The sequence below is a fragment of the Microcoleus sp. PH2017_24_DOB_U_A genome, from assembly GCF_020738205.1.
Lineage (GTDB): Bacteria > Cyanobacteriota > Cyanobacteriia > Cyanobacteriales > Microcoleaceae > Microcoleus.
In genome coordinates, this window is record NZ_JAEQCT010000132.1 from 1 (window position 1) to 18,183 (window position 18,183).

An 18,183-nucleotide genomic window follows, 5' to 3' on the forward strand; every position below is an offset into this window, starting at 1 on the left:
GACAAGGGTATGGCTTTTCTAATTTTGATAATTTTAGAAATCGCGTATTAGCTTGTTTCTTGCATTAGATAAAATTATCACCATAAGTTCTGGAGAGCCTAACTTATTTAGAGCAGACTTTTAAGGAAACACAAAACAAGCTAACCAGAAGTTCTGAAGGATTAAAAAAAGAGGAATTCCATTTAATTGATGGCAATGGCAAGTTTTTTGCGGCAACAGAAACTGAGCAAATCAGCAGAGATGCAGCCTCAGATTTTAGTGTTTTTGCCAAAATGCAAGCTAACAAAGAAATTGACAGCGCCATAGATATCGATCGCATTGATGGAGCTAAGCAATTGCTTACTTACGCTCCTATTGAAGCATTAGAAAATATGCCGAGATTGGGCTGGAGCGTGATTATTGCTAACGATACAAAAAATGTATTTGCTCCCCAACAAGAGTTACTGTATACTTTGATGTCAGGAGTTGGGTTCACTGCTGCTCTTGTTAGCGCGATCGCAATTTTTTTAGCGAGTCGAACTACTCGCTCGGTTAATCACATTGTACGGGCGATCGCCTCTTCTTCGTCCCAAATTGCTGTCACCATCGAACAGCAGAAGCGCATCGCCAGCCAACAACTATCTGCTGTCGATCGCACTGCGACTACAATGAACGAATTGAGCGAATCAAGCAAAGCTTGTGCCTCCGAAGCCGAAGCTGCCGCTTTTGGGGCAGTCCAAGCTCTTAAACTTGCAGCAGGAGGCAGTCAAGCAGTAGATAATACCTTGAAAGAAATGGCAACTTTGACAGAAAATGTCGGAGCAATTCAAAAACAAATTTTGCATTTAAGCGAGCAAACCGATCGCATTGGCAATATATCCAGTTTAGTCAGCGATTTAGCCAACCAAACAAATATGCTCGCCCTTAACGCTGCTGTCGAAGCAGTTAGAGCCGGTGAAAGCGGTAAAGGATTTGCTGTTGTTGCTAGCGAGATTCGCAAATTAGCCGATCGCAGCAAGGAATCTGCTAGCAACATCAATGCTTTAGTTGCAGAAATCCAGAAAGCTATTACTTTGACAGCAACAGTGACGGATGACGGCACAAAAACTGTAGAAAATGGAGTAAAAATTGCCCGAAAAACCGCAGACGCATTTGCTGGGGTTGCCAGGGCGATCGATCGCATTGCTGCAAACAGCAAACAAATTTCCGTCACATCGAAAAACCAGGCAATCGCCATTCAGGATGTAGTTGAATCCGTCAACTCTCTTCACCTCGCCACTCAAGAAACTGCCGCCAGTATTTCTCAAGTCAAACTCGGCATTGTTCAACTAAACCAAGCAGCCCAAAATCTCAAATCAGCAGTGTAGTTGAAGGAAGTAAGATTTATTTATTACTGATTAGCGATTATCGATTACCAATTAGCAATTAGCCACTCCCCATGATTAATAAATTTTTCAGAAAAATTCAAAACCGACTGCTACTGCTTTTAATTTTAAGTACCTTGATTCCAGTATCTCTTGTTGGCTGGTATGGAATTTCCTCTTCCGAAGCAGCACTCCAAACCTTAGCCTTAACTAATCTTACTGAAAGTGTCACATCCAGCGGAGAGCAAATAGTCAACAAACTAGAAAATATCAGTTACGATGTTTTATTCTTCAGCAAATCTCCTGCTCTTCAAGGAATAATTAAAGCTAGAGATGGAAATGGAGCAGACAAAGAAACTAATTCAACTTATCAAAATTGGGTCGATCGAATGCAAATCACATTTGCATCAATGATGGCAATTAAGCAATCTTATATGCAATTGCGTTATATAGATGAGAATGGCAACGAACTCGTGCGCGTAAATTCTGACGGCCAAACGCTCAAAATAGTTCCAACTTCAGAACTACAAAATCAGGCTCATAGGGATTACTTTTACTTAACTATGAAGCTAAAACCGGGCGAAATTTATGTGTCTCAATTCAATCTCAATCAGGAGCGCGGTAAAATAGAAATTCCTTACAAGCCAACCATTCGTCACGCCACTCCTGTTTTTAATACCAAAGGAGAAAGAAAAGGCATTTTGATTGCCAATTCTTTGGGAAAGAATCTGATTGATATAGTTAAAAACATGAATCATGATAATTCAGAGAAAGGTTTTATGTTAAATCAAGATGGTAGCTACATCTACCATCCCACTTCTAAAAAAGAATGGGGTTATGAAACAAAAACGAATGAAAATGTCCAAAAAGATTATGTGGCAGAGGTAGTGACACAAATACTTTCTGGTGGCAAAGGCAATATTGACCTCGGCGATCGAGTGATTAGCTATGATACAGTTTTTCTGAGTAAAGAAAACAACAACAAATTCATTGTGATTGTGAATCAAGCACCTAAATATTCGCTGTTTGCTTCTATTTTTGTTCTTAAAAAAATAGCTACTATTATTGCTGTATTGTCCCTGGGTACTGTTCTGGGATTAGGATTTTTGGTGCTGCGACAACTAATTAAGCTGATTCGAGGATTGATCTATCAAATATCGTCATTCTCTATGCAAATATTATCTAATATGAATGAGCAAGAGCAAGTCGTCGGCCAGCAATTTCTCTCAGTCAATGAAACAACTGCAACCTTAGAACAATTGGGCATATCTTCTCGGGAGACAGCCGAGCAAGCTGAGGCTGTTGCCGTCGCCGCTCGCCAAGCTTTAACCCTCGCGCAAGAAGGAACTCAAAAAGTTGAAGAAACTCTCAATCAAATGCTGAGTCTTAGACAAGCTGTGGCAGCAATTTCTCAGCAAAATCAGCGCCTGGGGGATAGCACAAGTCAGATTGGCAATATCTCGACTTTGGCAAATTTAGTTAGCGATTTAGCCACTCAGACAAATATGCTGGCTCTTAACGCGGCTGTGGAAGCTGTCAGGGCTGGTGAGTATGGCAAAGGTTTTGCGGTGGTAGCCAGCGAGATCCGTAAATTAGCAGATGAAAGCCAACAAGCCGCGCAAAAGATTAATGGTATTATTCCAGAAATTAAGGGCGCGATCGACTCGACGGTGAAAGCAACGGAAGAAAGCCGCAAAACAGTCGCGGCAGGGGTGAAAACAGCGCAGGATACAGCAGAAGCTTTTACGGGGGTTCGGGAAGCTTGCAATCTGGTGTTTGCTAGCAATCAACAAATTTCTTTGAATATTAAACAGCAGGCGATCGCGATCGGGCAAGTAGGTGATGAAATGAACTCTCTCAACCGCACTGCATCTCAAACTATCAGCGGCATTACTCAAGTCAAAGTAGGCACTCAAAAACTTAATGAAGCTGCTTTAACTCTTAAGTCTATAGTGTAAGAAGGAAGTTAGGCAACGGATTGTGTAACGGATGTCAAGGATAAAATTACCGATTACCGATGACTAATTACCGATGGATGACCAATTACCAATTCCTAATTCCTAATTACCAATTACCAATTCCCAATTACCAATTACCAATTACCAATTACCAATTACCAATTACCAATTCCCAATTCCCAATTACCAATTCCCAATTACCAATTACCAATTACCAATTACCAATTACCAATTACCAATTACCAATTACCAATTACCAATTACCAATTACCAATTACATTACCAATTCCCAATTACCAATTCCCAATTACCAATTACCAATTACCAATTCCCAATTACCAATTACCCATTACCAATTACCAATTACCCATTACCAATTACCAATTACCCATTACCCATTACCACAAACACCTATGATAATTGAAGATGAAGAACTTCGAGATGTATTTAAAATTGCTAGTGAAGAACACTTGCAGAAACTAGACGATGGATTGCTGTACTTGGAACAACACCCCGGGGACTCAGCTAAGTTAGAAGAATTGCTGCGGGAAACTCATTCTCTTAAAGGCGATGCTGGGATGTTGGCGGTAAAAAATGTAGCATCTTTAGCTCATCAAATAGAGCATATTTTGGGAGGTGTCAAGCGGGGAGAGACTCAACTAACTTCAGAAATTAGCGATCGACTTTCGCAAGGTTTAGACGCCATCCGCAAACTCGTTGACGAAGCCGTGACTGGTCAAGATTCCGGTGTCAATACCTTTTACGTGCTCGCTAGCATGATGGGTGCTTCTAACAAGCCCCTGCCCGCCGTCCCCATAGCAGATCCAGAATCTTCAAAGGTACCAGAAGAAGAATTTATACAAACGCAACTTATTGATTCGTCTACTGCGGAACCCGAAACAAATAGTGAAACTTATTCCGCCACTAATTTAGATAAAAATTATTCTTTTTCGACTCTACAATCCGAGCAAGAATTGTTGCTCCAATCTCACAACTTGCGTGGGGCTTCTGCCCCCGCTACTGCATCGGCTTCCCAACCCGCTGTTAGCAGTTCTTCAAGTTCGTCTTACCGCATCGAAACAATTCGCGTTGCTACCAAAAATTTAGACGATTTAATGACTCAAGCTGGTGAACTTACTGTTACAAAAACTAGGTTAGTACACCGACTTGCTGATATCGAAAAACTGACAAATTTGTGGGAAAGTTGGAGCAGAGAAGCTTTTATAAATCGCTTGGCTTTTCATCAGATAGAATCGGACAAAAATGCTTTTCAACAAAATGCCCTCATCATACAGTTACAGAATTATTACCAGCGTACAGAAGAACGTTTAGAACGTCTGGGAACTCTAGTAAATAGATTGAAAAATCGAGTTGATGAAGATACTGCAAGACTCGAATTAATTGCGGAAGAGTTGGAATCAGGAATTCGCACTCTCAGACTGCTGCCTTTGTCTACTATTTTTAATCTATTTCCACGAGCAGTTAGAGACTTGGCTAAGCGGGAAGGGAAAGAGGTTAAATTAGTCATTGAAGGTGGGGAAACTCGAGCTGACAAACGCATTCTAGAAGAAATGAAAGACCCTTTAATGCACCTGATTCGGAATGCGATAGATCACGGAATTGAGACGCCAGCCGATCGCGAAAAGCTCGGCAAGCATCCCGCAGCTACTCTCCGAATTAAAGGCTACCATACTGCTAGCAATATTATTATTGAAGTTGCTGATGATGGTCGGGGGCTGAATCTCGATCGCATTAAACAAACTGCTGTCAAACGCAACATCTGCACGCCGGAAGAACTGGCGGTGATGACAGAAAGCCAAATTCAATCGCTGATTTTTGCTGCGGGTTTTTCAACCAGAACATTTGTTACTGAAATCTCTGGAAGAGGGGTAGGTTTGGATGTAGTTAGGACTAATGTTGAAGCATTAAAAGGTCGCATTCAAGTTGAATCAGATCTCGGAAAAGGATGCACTTTTCGCCTGCAACTAAGTACGTCTTTAGCTACTGCTAATGTATTAATATTAGCGGTTGATGGTATTGCTTATGCGCTGCCAGTCGAGTTTATTGAAACTGCAATATTAGTCCGCTCTTCGGATGTTTTTTCTCTCGAAAGCAAGGCGACGGTGATTTTAGACTCTCAGCCTTTGTCAGTTGCTTATTTGGCAGATTTACTAGAATTAAATGATACAGATTGGTTGCACAATAATCGGGAGTGGAGACAGGAAAGTTGGAGAGAATTCAAGAGAAATACAGAGGTAGAATCGGTGAATCATAATTCTCGGAAAATGCCTTGTATTGTTTTGAAAGTTGGGGAGGAAAGATTGGGATTATTTATAGATGCTTTGATTGACGAACAGGATGTGGTGATTAAACCTCAAAGTCAATTGCTGAAACGGGTGCGAAACGTTTCTGGTGCAACGATTCTGGGGACGGGGGAAGTTTGTATGGTGCTCAATCCCCACGATTTGATAAAATCTGTACGCAAGCAAGTTTTGTTGGGTGGGGTTGGGGGTGCCCGATCGCCAATTGAGACAGTCAGCCGAAAACAAGTTATACTTTTAGCAGAAGATTCGATCGCTACCCGCACTCAAGAAAAGCGCATTCTGGAAGGTGCAGGTTATGAAGTGGTGACAGCAGTGGACGGGTTGGATGCTTTCAATAAATTAAAAACTCGCTATTTTGATGCTCTGATTTCTGACGTACAAATGCCTAATTTGGACGGCTTGGGACTGACTATTAAAATTCGTCAGCTAAAAGAATACAGTGAGTTGCCGATTATTTTGGTGACATCTTTGGCGTCTGATGAAGATAGAAAAAGAGGGGCTGATGCTGGCGCTAATGCTTATATTCCTAAAGGTACTTTCAATCAAGATGTATTAATCGAGACCTTGAAAAGGTTAGTTTGATTGTCAGAGGGGAAGGGAAGAGGGGGACAGGGGGAGAGGGGGACAGGGGAAGAGGGGGAGAATTACCCATTACCCATTACCCATTACCCATTACCCATTACCCATTACCCATTACCCATTACCTAAAAAAATCTAAAATCTAAAATCTAAAATGGTATGATGTTGTCGCCCATTAAAGTATTGTTAGTAGAAGATTCCCCAGTAGCTACGATCGTTCTCAAGCGCATTTTGGATGCTTCGCCAGAAATCCAGGTTGTCGGAACGGCTTCTAACGGGTTAGAAGCCCTAGAATTAATCCCGAAACTTCAACCGGAAGTCATCTGTACGGATTTGAATATGGCACAAATGAACGGGTTAGAGTTCACGCGGGAAGTGATGAAAAAATACCCGCGACCAATTTTAATAATTAGTGCTTCTGTACAAGCAAAGGATACTCAAAATGTATTTGAATTAATGAAAGCAGGTGCATTAGATGTTTTTCCGAAACCCATTGGCGGGTTGGCGTCTGATTACGATCGCCTGGGGAATGAATTAATCGCTAAAGTTAAAGTGTTGTCGGGAGTTAAAGTATTTACGCGACATCAAAGGCTTGGAGGAATCGAAACAGCCGAGGGTCGCCCAAGCAAAAAAAATTATCAATTACCAATTCATAATTACCAATTATCTAGCAAAAATCTCAATTCTCAAACTATTAAGTTATTGGCTGTTGGCGCGTCTACAGGGGGGCCACAAGCGCTACACTCGATTATTTCTAAGTTTCCGGCTAATTTGCCAGTACCGGTGATTTGCATCCAGCATATCAGTGAAGGATTTTTGCAAGGATTGGTTGACTGGTTGGGTTTTGAATCTAAACTGCCGGTGAAAATAGCGGGTTTTGGGGAATTTCCACAAGCTGGGATTGTTTATTTCCCGCCAGAAAAACGTCATTTAGAATTGGATGCTCAAGGGCGTTTTATTTATTCTGAAGCTGCTCGTGAAGCGGGACATTGCCCCTCTGTAACGGTAACATTTAAGTCAGTTGCTAGTTTTTATGGTCGCGGGGCTGCGGGAGTGTTGCTAACAGGAATGGGGCGAGATGGTGCTGAGGGTATGTTGGCGATCGCCCAAGCCGGCGGTTTGACTATTGCTCAAAATGAGGCTAGTTGTGTTGTGTTTGGAATGCCGAAAGAGGCGATCGCCCTCGGTGCGGCCCAGCACGTTTTACCCGTCAGTGCGATCGCTCCTTTACTGTTGGCGAAATTAAAAGTTTAGGACAAGCGGGAGAATATAGCAGATCGGACGTAAGGTTGAAACCGCTTCTATATAAACGATGTCCGCCGGACGCCGACTGAATAGAATAACATAAAACGTAATTTAAACGGTCTGAGCTTCAACCCGCGGAGGCGGGTTTTGCTGGTATAGACGCGGTTTCAACCGCGCCCGTCTTCTTTTATGATTTGATATTGATAAACTTACCAATTACTTCGCGCAACTTGTCAGCATCAAAGGGCTTAGTTAAATACTCGGTTGCTCCTGCCAAACGCCCCTGTACTTTATCAAATGCTCCATCTCTGGCTGTCAGCATCACGATCGGCAAATTCTGAAACTGAGGCAAGCTTCGCACCGTGCGGCAGAGCTCCAATCCGTCAATCCCAGGCATCGAAACATCGAGCAACAAAACCGAAATTTGTTCGTGATAAATTGTTGACAAAGCATCAACTGCATTGTCTGTCACGAGAACTCGAAACTCTTTGCTTAAGGCTTGTTTGACCAGTCCTTGCATGACGACGCTATCATCAACTGCCAAAATAGTTGGTACTTGACTGCTAGTTGCAGACATATTCTTCTCCCGGTTTATTTATAGTTCTTGAAAATAGAAAACATAATTCCCGCCGTCAGTCGATTGTAGATTGTAGATTTTAGATTGACTGTTCCAGATGAATCTGGGAGCTTGAACTTGAGTCTAAAATTGCGATCTCGACCCTCAAAATTGTCGGCAAGCAAGTATCGGTTTTTGGGTGGGTCATTTTTCAAGAGTGCCTTCGGATAAATAGTGCCCAACTCCGTTGGAGCATTAGCAGAAACTTCACCCCTGTTTTTTTGACCTCAAACTCGAAAAAACAGATTGCCCGAGGGGTCGATCGGCGATGACAACAGTTGCAAAATCTGCATCTCAACCGTCAAACCCTTGATGGTGGAGTTTGAACAACTATTGTTACAAAGTTTAACATTTTCGGTGTTTGTGTAGTCGCTCTCCTAACTTTTGTTGAGTTGCCTGTGCAACAGCCCGGTAAACCGTACTGGTATTGTGGCACAAACCAATTATTTTAATCTACCAGCAAGCCTGCTACCCACGATTAGATCTGTCTGTTAAAATACTATTAAACTTATTAAGAAATTCTCTGTAAGCTATCCGCCATAGATTTTTGAAGGGTGCTTCGTCCCCACGGAGGCTCTTAGATTCACCCAGCCTCTGGCACATCAAAAGCATAGTCAACTCGAAGTATAATTTCTAGAGTATTAGATCTGCGGTGCTCTAACTCCCATAAATCAAAAGTTTCCATGTCAGTCAAGAGGTTGGTCTGAGTTTGGTGCCAGCAGCCTGTGTTCGACTTGCGATCGCAGTCTCCCGGGACAAAATTCATGGCTCGTTTTTCTCCTCGGCCAGTATTGATTAGGGCGGTTGCCAGCAACTAGATGGGCACTTATACATGATGAAAGCACCCTTGCCTCTTGGTAAAACAGTGTTCGATCTCGATCGCACCGACTTGTATCAACTTCTGGGTTCCGATCCAGAGGCTTGCTTTGACGATTTGGTAGGCTTGGCCGCCAGGATGAGCGGAACTCCTATTGCTTTTTTGAGTTTGATTGATGCCTCCGGCCACTGGTTGAAGTCGCAGCTAGGTATCGATCGAACTTTGGCACACCGTTACCTGAATTTTTGCGATCGCTGCTATATCGACCAAACTCCCGCACAGTTGGGCGCGAGTTCCAACTCTAACTCGGAATTTGACCGGGACATTCCCCTACAAAAACCTGCGGTTGCGGCGGCAGATGCGATCGCACCCTTTGCAAATTCCTGCAATAAACCGCCTGCCATCATTGTCCGAGACGCTTCCACAGACGTGCGATTTGCCCAGCATCCGCTAATTGTTTCTTACCCCTTCATCAAATTTTACGCTAGCATCCCAGTCGTCACCTCAGATGGGCAGATGCTGGGCGCGATCTGTGTCATGGATTCCGTACCTAAAGGCTTGACAAAAAATACGATTGATGGTATTGAGATTTTAACTCGGCAAGTTGCGAGTTTGGTGGAGCTGCGGTGGCAATTAGTCAAAGCCAAGAAAGAGGTGGCAGAGGTAGAAGATATCGCTTCACAGGGCCAGCAAATCTCGGAGTTAGCTCGATCGAACCAGGAGTTTTTCTGGGCAGTACAGACTTCAGAGAAGGACACAAGAATATTCCCAACAAAAAAGCTGCCGGTGCTCGAAACAGGCAAATCTCAGGATTTGCGGGAAACTTCAGCGGGCATGAGGCGCGATCGCGATCCCAAACAAATTCCCGAAATAGTGACAGAGGGGCAATCAATGGCAGACTTGCTACAGGAGCGATCGCGCTTGGCAATGCTGCAAGCTAAAGTTGGTGCAGCTCTCGGACAAGGCGGGACAATACCGGCCACCCTCAACCGCTGCACCGACGCAATGGTAGACCATCTCGACGCCACAGCAGCCAGCATCTGGACGTTCAACCCGCAGATAGAGCGGTTAGAATTGCAGGCCGATTCAGGAGTCAGCAGCCAAGATTGGGAACGGCTAATAGAAGATTGGCTGCGAGAAGAAACGGGAAAACTCGAAACGGCTCCTCTGTGCTTGCTGTCGAACCCGTCCCTCTGCGCCATTGCCTATCCCCTGATTGTGGAGGAACGACTGGTGGGAGTGATGGCTGTATGCAGCAGCGCTGCTGCCACGGAGGGGGCGCTAGAAGTTCTGGGGTGGATGGCTAATGCCATTGGCGTGGCGATCGATCGTGTCAAGGCCCGAGAAGAATTGTTGAGCCGCCGGGAAAGTCTGCTGTTCGGCCTCGCCAGTCAGATGCGGAATTCTCTAGACCTCGACAAAATTTTAGATACGGCTGTTAATGAAATTCACAGCTTGTTGCAGGTTGACCAGTGCTACTTTTTGTGGTATTCAGTATCGCGGCAGGGGCAGCCGAGTTTTGCGATTACCCACGAGGCGGCAAATCCTGAACTCACAGATCTGCTCGCAGAATATCCGATCGCACAAGTAACGCTACTAGCCGAGAAAATTCGCGATCGCCAAACGCTCCGCATCGGCGACACTGCCACAGCAGCCTGCATAGATTCCGCCACGCGAGCTTTTTTAAGGGGTGTCGGGATCGTTTCTAAGCTGCTGCTGCCGCTCAAGACTCACTCCGGTCAAATGGGGGCGATAGTTTGCAATCATTACAGCAGCCGTTCCTGGGCGGCAAGCGAGGTAGAATTGCTGCAAGCGGTGGTGGATCAACTGGCGATCGCGATCGACCAAGCCGAACTTTACGCCCAAACTCGGGCGGCAGCCTTAGCAGCTCAAACTCAAGCCCGACAACTGACTGAAACTTTGCAGAGTTTGCAGCAAAAAGAAGCTCAGCTCATTCAAAACGAAAAAATGTCCTCTCTCGGTCAAATGGTTGCCGGCGTCGCCCACGAAATTAACAATCCGGTTAATTTTATTTACGGCAACTTGACTTATTGCGAGCAGTACATGAAAGATCTGCTGGATTTGCTGCGCTTGTATCAAAAGCACTACCCCGAACCTTGCGAGGAAATTCTCGACAAAAGCGAAGAAATCGATGTGGATTTCGTAGTGCCAGATTTGCTGAAAATTCTTTCTTCGATGGAGATGGGAGCCGAACGCATCCGGCAAATTGTCCTTTCCCTGCGGAACTTCGCGCGGCACGACGAAGCCGAGAAGAAACCTGTGGACATTCACGAAGGGATTGACAGCACGCTGCTGATTTTGCAGAGCCGCTTGAAGTCAAACGGGCCAATACCGGGAATTAAGGTAATTAAAGACTACGGCGACTTGCCGAAGGTAGAATGCTATCCCGGACAGCTCAACCAAGTATTTATGAATATTTTGGGAAATGCGATCGACTCCTTGGAAAATCAGCCCGCACCCAAGACGATCGAAATCTCGACGGCGGTGGTGTCCCAAGACTCGGATCGAGGTGAGTCACGAAAGTCGATCGGTCAACTTGTGCTGATTCGGATTCGGGACAGCGGGCCGGGATTGACCCAAAAAGCTAAATTGTGCTTGTTTGACCCTTTCTTTACCACTAAACCAGTGGGCAAAGGCACGGGACTCGGCTTGTCCATTAGCTACCAGATTGTGGTGGAAAAACACGGCGGCAGTTTGAAGTGTATCTCAGAACCCGGACAGGGAGCGGAGTTCTGGATTGAGATCCCGCTGTCTCGCCCCGCTGCTGTCAAAGAATAAACTGGCGGGCGATCGGTTTGGCAAACATTTTTTAAACTTTATTGTGAAAGTGCTTGACAGATTCTGGTGTTTGAGTGTTAATATGATAAAGGTTAAGACGTTGGGGCGTCGCCAAGTGGTAAGGCAGCTGGTTTTGGTCCAGCCATTCAGAGGTTCGAATCCTTTCGCCCCAGTTAAATAGTTTTTAATGTTTTCGATGAAAGGGCGGTTGAAACCGCATCTACACAGGCAAAACCCGCCTCCGCGGGTTGAAGAGTGGGTCGTTAAAATTACCTTATGCTCTCTTAGTCCACAGAGGCGGACATAGTTTGTATAGACGCGGTTTCAACCGTACATCCGCTCTGCTAATTGCTGGGCCCGCGAGCATTTAATCGATCGAATACGTATCGAGAAATTGCCGGAAATGCTGTTTCGTCCTTGGTATAAGCCACATCGTCTGCGAAAACGACCAAGATGTAAATCGCGCGATCGTCTAAAGTTCTGACAAAAGCCGCTTCGCTGCGGGATTTGGAAGTATAGCCAACTTTGGAACCAAAATAAATATTAGTTGGTAAAGACTCGCCGAGAAATCCTTTTATTGAGTTGCTAGGGTCATTTTTCCAGGCTTTAGGGTCTAAATCTCTCGTCAGCAAGTAAGCCATTTTGCGGCTGGCGAGACTAGAAACAGCTTGCCTAGTATAGATTTCATATATTAATCTGCCGGCTTGGTCAGTAGTTGCTTGATTGCGAATCGGCACAGAATCATCGCCCCGCAATTGCAAATCGCGACCGACTGGGCCTTCTTGCCTTAAATAGTATATGGGATAATTTTTGGTGCTTATACGAATATCATTGTAGCCTGCTGACTGGAAAAACGTGTTAATTTGCGTGCGCTTTTGCAGCCATGTTTGCAACTCTTCTCCTCCGAGCCGTCCGCCGGATTTTGTATCGGTGATTTTGTCTAAAATCCTGCTGGCAGCATCGTTGTTGGAGATGCGAATCATTTGTTCTAAGTCGTTTTTAAATGCAGATTCTCTTTCCGTAATCATGCCTTTTTCTATAGCTGAGTAAAAGGCTGCCATCCAAAATAACTTGGCAACGCTAGCAGGAAATCTGAGAGTTTGATTTTGATATCCGGCGAAGGTGTGATTTTTGGGATTGCTGACATCAAACAAGCTAATTGATAGCTTATCTGCTGGTAATCCTTGGCTGGTGGCAATGTTCACAGCTTCATCAACAATCCCTTGCAATTCTTGAGAATAAACTGGATTGGGAGGTGTTTTGATGTTGTAGGTGAAGGTAGGATCGCTTTTACTATCGACTACATTTTGGGATGTTGGAATTGTCGGTGGCGAGATAGCCTCTTGAGACAATATGACGGGTGGTTCTGGGGCGCGGCGAGTTCTGAAGGGGATTGTCAGGAGCCAAAAAAACGCGATCGCCCCCGCAATTAAACACAAAATGTTGCGGTATTTGAGCCGAGACAATTTTGCCCTCAGTCGCCGACGAGATGGCGTTGGACGATCGGTGATGAGGCGTCGGGGTTCAACTGGACGATCGCCGCTGATTTGCCGTCGAGGTTGGACTGGACGATCGCTGATTTGCCGTCGTGGCTCAACTGGACGATCGCTGATTTGCCGTCGTGGCGCGACTGGACGATCGCTAATTTGGCGTCGGGGCGCGACTGGACGATCTGTGATGACGCGTCGGGGCGCGACTGTACGATCGGTGATGAGGCGTTGGAGCCAGATTGAGATTTGGAGCCAGATTGGGCGTTGGAGCAAGATGAGGCGTTGGAGCCAGATTGAGATTTGGAGCCAGATGAGTCGTTGGAGCGAGATGAGGCGTTGGAGCCAGATTGGACGATCGCCGATCGGGCGTCGGGATTGGATAGGACGTTGGGGTTTGACTGGGCGATCGCTGCTTGCGCGTCGGGATTGGACTGGACGCTCGCTGCTGTGGCGTCTGGGTTGGATCGGACGTTGGGGTTCGATTGGGCGGCGTCGGCGGTCTACTTGCATTACAGTGTTGTGGTATCAAACTCGCAGGATCAGTTTATAATAGGGCGGTGTCTAATAGAATTTTAGATTTTAGATTTTAAATTTTAGATGTGGAATAACTGATTGTATAAGGGTTTGGAACTTGCCAACAGTTGCATTATTTTTTGAAACGGGTCTACACTTTCGTCAATTTAATCTACCTGCTAGGCTGATTAAGAGTTCGAGTAATCGTAAAGATTTCAGGATAGCACTGAGTTGAAGCAAAATCCTTGGGAAAACATGAGAAATTTTTGGAGTCTGGCTGTTTTGGGATTTGCGATCGCCTGGGTGAATAATTATTTGATACCTGATGTTTGGGCATTGCAGTCTCAACCTGCTGTCGCTGTTGTCGATCGACAAACAGAAGCACGCGGCCCGGATGTAGTGGCTGAGTCGATCGCAGACAGCGAAAATCGGGAACCCAAAAATAAGCAAAGTGTTTCTAGTTTGCTCAGTCTGTTTCGGGACTTGAACAACTTACCTGAAATTCCGTATTCCCAATGGCTAGAAGTGCTGGCGAGACGACCAGACTCAGAGAATACTGCGACAGAAACCGCTATACTACCCGAAGACATAGCACGTTTTGAAAAGATTGTACAGTATGCCAAACAGGAAAATTTGCCCGATCGCCCGATCGGACAAATCATCCAGGCGATCGGCGATAACTTCCAAGGATTGCCCTACGTCGAGGGTTTGCTGGACAAATCCGGCGAAGAAAAGTTGATCGTAACGTTGAATAAATTTGATTGCGTTTTGTTTGTAGAGACGGTTTTGGCTATTTCCCGAGGCGTAGCAGTAAAAGATTACGAATATCAAAATTTTGTAAATCGCATAGAAGAACAACGGTATTTAAACGGTAAAATGAACGGCTATTGCAGCCGGCTGCACTATTTTTCAGAATGGATTAAAGACAATCAAAAACGGCAAACCGTAGAAAACATTACCGCTCAATTGGGCGGAGTGCCGATGAATAAAACACTAAATTTCATGAGCCAGCACCGCAGCAGTTACCCGCAAATGGTAAAAGATGAAGCAACTTATCAGTGCATAGTCAGCCAAGAAGCAGAATTAGCCAAAACTACGGTTAATTACATCCCGACAAATCGGATCAAAAGTGTTTATTCCCAGTTAAAGCCTGGGGATATTGTGGCGGTAGCCACGGATGTTAAAGGATTGGATGTCACCCACACAGGTTTTGTGTACAGGAATGCAGACGGGAATCTCGGCTTAATTCACGCTTCGCCGGCTGGGGCTGTGACAGTTGCTTACGACTTGCAGAGATATATTAGCAGAGTCGAAAGTGCGATCGGCATTGTAGTTGCTAGAGCAAAAACACCTAATCCAATTCGTTCGTAGTGAGGACTTCAGTCCGCATTCATGAAGGACTGAAGTCCTCACTACAAACCATATCGAAGTTTGACAAAAAAGCAAATCATCTAAATTTCCGCTTCAGCCCTACCACCAAAACCCACCCCAAAGTACATCCCAAAATATAGCCAATAAAATCCTCCCACGAAAAGCCACTACCCAGAAACAAACGCCCAAATAATGTAGCGCGAATAGCTTGCAAAAAAGGAGGTTTCCACAGTTGGCTAAATTCAATGAGACAGTTAAAAATGAAAACTCCCCAGGCAATTTTAGTCGGAGAAACTTGGGGAAACATGAAAACAATTAGCAGAATCAAGAAAATTTGGTAGAGAAAATCACCAAAATAATCATTAAAAAACTCTCGCCCCGGCCCCGAATAGAATTCGCTGCTTAAACCGACAATCAAAATAGGGATGATAGTCAATAAAAGAGCAACTCGATAGTTAAAAAAGGGATGCGCGCGATTAAAAGGTGGTGCCATTTTAGGTATTAGTAGTAGGGTGCGTCAGTTGGCACGATTTTAGATACCCATTGAAAATCTCTGTGCTGACGCACCGTGGCAACTATTGGCTATTCGCCAAGAATCAAACATAATATTATTCATCAAATCTGGTGTTATTGAACAAGTTCGCTGCGAGATACCTTACTACTTCTAGCAGGATTTGGCGTTAATTCCGGTGGCGAAACTTGAACGCTTCCCCATTCAGTCAAAAAGCTTTTCAACAAAACCTCTTGCTGAGTGCGAAATGCCTCGACATTTGCCCCTCGATTCATAATCACAAACCACACGGTTTCTTGTTTTTGAGTGGGTAGCGCTCCGCCCAAAGCGCTAACATTATCCAATGTGCCAGATTTGACTACTGCTAACTTTGGCAGCGCCCGTTCTGACAAGATTCCTTTATCTTTGCCAACTACAGTTAAGACATCAGCAACTGTCATGCTGTAAGGTTGCAGGTAGCGTTCTAAAGCTATAAATAACCCGCACGCAGCCCTAGGAGAAATGCGATTGTCGTCGCTCAATCCGGAACCGTTGACGAGTTGAATTTCTGCGGGAGGAACTCCAGTTGCTGCTGCTGCTTTTTGCGCGACTGTTTTGGCGCCACCAACAGTATCAGCTAGCATATCTGCCATGAGATTGTTGCTGTACTGATTCATTTTTTTGATAAGTTCGGCGAGGGGTAAAGAATAATGTTTGGCTAAGGGTACGGCGCTGGGACGTGCTGGCAAAACTTTGACAGTACCATCAATTACTATTTGGGGTTTCGGTGTATTGGGAGGAAGTGTTTGATACTGGGCTGCGGCTTCGCCCGGCCAGATTTCACTGTTCAATGCTTGTTTGAGCAATTCTCCTGATTTGAGGGGATTTAATTCAAAGTTCATGTAAAATTTACCGACAATGATTAAAGTGCCAGTGACTCGCTTGATGCCTTTTTTATTTAAGATGTTACCGAGGGCGATCGCCTCTTCCCACACAAACAACGGATCTTCGCTGCCCTCAATCACTAAATCGCCTTTTAATACACCGTCTTTGATGGTGCCGTTGGTACTAATTTCGGTGATAAATTGATGTTCCGGCCCGAATTGTTGCAGCGCTACCAGAGATGTTGCTACTTTGGTAATGGAAGCGGCTGACAGAGGAACTGTACCTTGATGATTGGCGAGTAATGTATTGCCCGATTGCATCCAGATGCCTTGGTCTTCTTTGGCAGAACCTTGGGCCGTCAATGCGTTGAGATATTGCTGGATTTTGGTATTTGTGGCGGTTTCGGGATTGTTGAGAGAAACTGTTAACGGCTGATTGGGTTTAACTGGCGGCGGGGAAGATTCGGCTACAGGAGAGGGAGTTGCAAGTTGGGGTGATTCGGTAGCGGCGCATCCGGCGATCATTGTGAGAAGGGCGATCGAGCTTACAGCACTCAAGTAGCGGTTTTTCAGCATTACCTTAATCTTTTCCATCAAATTTACCATCATCTTTCGGCATACCCGATGGAAAGTTTAGCATTAGTCCGCGCGTCTTCCTTCTGGGATCTTTCTTCGCGAACTTAGCGTCTTCTTGCTTTCTTTAAATATAGATATCTTGGAAATGCTTCGGGATTTGATCTTCAGCGCCTGGGGTTCTCACCCCAGGCCGATCGCAATCGCAAATTCTCGGTAAACTGGTTTATCCAGCCATACTGCCCATACTCCCCATACTCAGGGGCACCATTTCGCCGTGCATCGTCAGGCCTAATAACATCGGCTCATTAACTCGAATCAACTCTCCTGTAAGGGCGCAGCGTTCCTCCTGCTGTGCTGTGGCGTTAATGCTGGCTCGAATATCCGATCGACAAAACATCTGACGATACTCTCCAGACTTCTGCTGGACGTAATTCCAGAGCAAATCTCGAATCAAAGCTTGATAGCCTTGATTGCCAGCGAGCTCTTTGAGTCTCTCCTTGAGCTCTCTTTCCAATCGAATGCTGGTGACTTCCATTTCGGTGGTTGAGGTTCTAGGTAGGGTATGCATAATTTTTCTCCGTGACGGGTGGACATATCTGTAATATCAGTGTAGTATGTTTAAAGCTAGATTTAAAGGTCTCAGATCACTTTCTGCCTACTGTGAAATTTTTCCCCACCTACTCTACTTATCAACTCAAGTGCGATCGCCCCAGGGGTCGCGCTGAGTCCTCACGGCAAGTCTTTATGACAGGTTTGCTAACCCCTACAGCGACCTCGTGGGCTGGGACAAGCCCAATTAAACCCGGTTATAGTGGATTAGGACTAATTTCAGAAATTAATTACAACGAGGTAGACCGGGACGGTCTGGGAGTGGCACGGCCACACCATAAAGATAGGCGAAGCGGGAGGTACAGCTAACGACTGTACCAACATAAGATGAAAATTTGCATGAAAGCAGTTTTTCTAGCCCCCGCTTCACTCGTAAGAGAAGCGGGGGCATTTGATTGGAGATTGGAGCAATTTGGCAAGGCTTGGGGAACTCGCAAAAACTAGATGTAGCCAATGCTGGGAAGCATTCCAAATCTAAGTGCGACTCGTTGATTGGCAAATCACGGTAAACAGTCCGTACATAGCTAATCCAACTCTAACCAACAACGGAAAAGAGTTGAACTCTCGGA

14 protein-coding genes and 1 tRNA gene are annotated in these 18,183 nt (G+C 45.1%); 9 read left to right on the forward strand and 6 right to left on the reverse strand.

From position 1 onward, the window contains the following. Positions 1-272: 272 nt before the first annotated feature. From JGK07_RS29520 to cheB, 4 genes are all read left to right on the forward strand, one after another. A complete protein-coding gene (locus tag JGK07_RS29520; protein ID WP_293243339.1) occupies positions 273-1,346 on the forward strand; it encodes a methyl-accepting chemotaxis protein in 1,074 nt (357 codons plus the stop codon). A 71-nt stretch (positions 1,347-1,417) separates the two neighbouring features. Next, positions 1,418-3,301 carry a methyl-accepting chemotaxis protein gene (locus tag JGK07_RS29525; RefSeq protein ID WP_293181616.1) on the forward strand — a complete coding sequence of 628 codons (1,884 nt, stop codon included), beginning with the start codon at positions 1,418-1,420 and terminating at the stop codon, positions 3,299-3,301. Positions 3,302-3,714: 413 nt separating this feature from the next. Further along, positions 3,715-6,207 (forward strand): hybrid sensor histidine kinase/response regulator, encoded by a 2,493-nt coding sequence (locus JGK07_RS29530; RefSeq protein ID WP_293181611.1) that lies wholly within the window; start codon positions 3,715-3,717, stop codon positions 6,205-6,207. Between the two features lie 159 nt (positions 6,208-6,366). Beyond that, positions 6,367-7,458: a chemotaxis-specific protein-glutamate methyltransferase CheB gene (cheB, locus tag JGK07_RS29535; protein WP_293181668.1), complete on the forward strand. Its 1,092-nt coding sequence runs from the start codon at positions 6,367-6,369 to the stop codon at positions 7,456-7,458. Between the two features lie 178 nt (positions 7,459-7,636). On the opposite strand, the gene JGK07_RS29540 is transcribed toward cheB, so the two are convergent. Both JGK07_RS29540 and JGK07_RS29545 read right to left on the reverse strand, forming a co-directional pair. After that, positions 7,637-8,026 (reverse strand): response regulator, encoded by a 390-nt coding sequence (locus tag JGK07_RS29540; protein WP_293157809.1) that lies wholly within the window; start codon positions 8,024-8,026, stop codon positions 7,637-7,639. Positions 8,027-8,648: 622 nt separating this feature from the next. Then, the gene (locus JGK07_RS29545; RefSeq protein ID WP_293181608.1) at positions 8,649-8,831 is read right to left on the reverse strand and encodes a hypothetical protein; all 183 of its coding nucleotides are present in this window, start codon (positions 8,829-8,831) and stop codon (positions 8,649-8,651) included. Between the two features lie 66 nt (positions 8,832-8,897). On the opposite strand from JGK07_RS29545, the gene JGK07_RS29550 reads away from it, so the two are divergent. Further along, the gene (locus tag JGK07_RS29550; RefSeq protein ID WP_293190195.1) at positions 8,898-11,681 is read left to right on the forward strand and encodes a GAF domain-containing protein; all 2,784 of its coding nucleotides are present in this window, start codon (positions 8,898-8,900) and stop codon (positions 11,679-11,681) included. Positions 11,682-11,782: 101 nt separating this feature from the next. Continuing rightward, positions 11,783-11,854, forward strand: a tRNA-Gln gene (locus JGK07_RS29555). Positions 11,855-12,025: 171 nt separating this feature from the next. Here JGK07_RS29555 and JGK07_RS29560 read toward each other — a convergent pair. After that, positions 12,026-13,147: a serine hydrolase gene (locus JGK07_RS29560; protein ID WP_293291172.1), complete on the reverse strand. Its 1,122-nt coding sequence runs from the start codon at positions 13,145-13,147 to the stop codon at positions 12,026-12,028. An 81-nt stretch (positions 13,148-13,228) separates the two neighbouring features. Between JGK07_RS29560 and JGK07_RS29565 the strand changes: the two genes are divergently transcribed. The 3 genes from JGK07_RS29565 (at position 13,229) to JGK07_RS29575 (ending at position 15,055) form a co-directional block, all read left to right on the forward strand. Then, the gene (locus JGK07_RS29565) at positions 13,229-13,414 is read left to right on the forward strand and encodes a hypothetical protein (protein ID WP_293291174.1); all 186 of its coding nucleotides are present in this window, start codon (positions 13,229-13,231) and stop codon (positions 13,412-13,414) included. A 57-nt stretch (positions 13,415-13,471) separates the two neighbouring features. Continuing rightward, entirely contained in the window at positions 13,472-13,747 is a 276-nt protein-coding gene (locus JGK07_RS29570) for a hypothetical protein (protein WP_293181599.1), read from the forward strand. 192 nt (positions 13,748-13,939) lie between these two features. Continuing rightward, complete coding sequence (locus JGK07_RS29575; protein ID WP_293181596.1) at positions 13,940-15,055, forward strand: N-acetylmuramoyl-L-alanine amidase-like domain-containing protein; 1,116 nt, start codon at positions 13,940-13,942, stop codon at positions 15,053-15,055. 76 nt (positions 15,056-15,131) lie between these two features. Here the strand turns inward: JGK07_RS29575 and JGK07_RS29580 are convergent, their stop codons facing one another. From JGK07_RS29580 to JGK07_RS29590, 3 genes are all read right to left on the reverse strand, one after another. Continuing rightward, complete coding sequence (locus tag JGK07_RS29580; protein WP_293181593.1) at positions 15,132-15,548, reverse strand: DUF2809 domain-containing protein; 417 nt, start codon at positions 15,546-15,548, stop codon at positions 15,132-15,134. Positions 15,549-15,682: 134 nt separating this feature from the next. After that, positions 15,683-17,023, reverse strand: coding sequence for a D-alanyl-D-alanine carboxypeptidase (locus tag JGK07_RS29585; RefSeq protein ID WP_293181588.1), 1,341 nt, complete (start codon positions 17,021-17,023; stop codon positions 15,683-15,685). 205 nt (positions 17,024-17,228) lie between these two features. After that, positions 17,229-17,573: a ribbon-helix-helix domain-containing protein gene (locus tag JGK07_RS29590; protein WP_293181586.1), complete on the reverse strand. Its 345-nt coding sequence runs from the start codon at positions 17,571-17,573 to the stop codon at positions 17,229-17,231. Between the last annotated feature and the right edge of the window lie 610 nt (positions 17,574-18,183).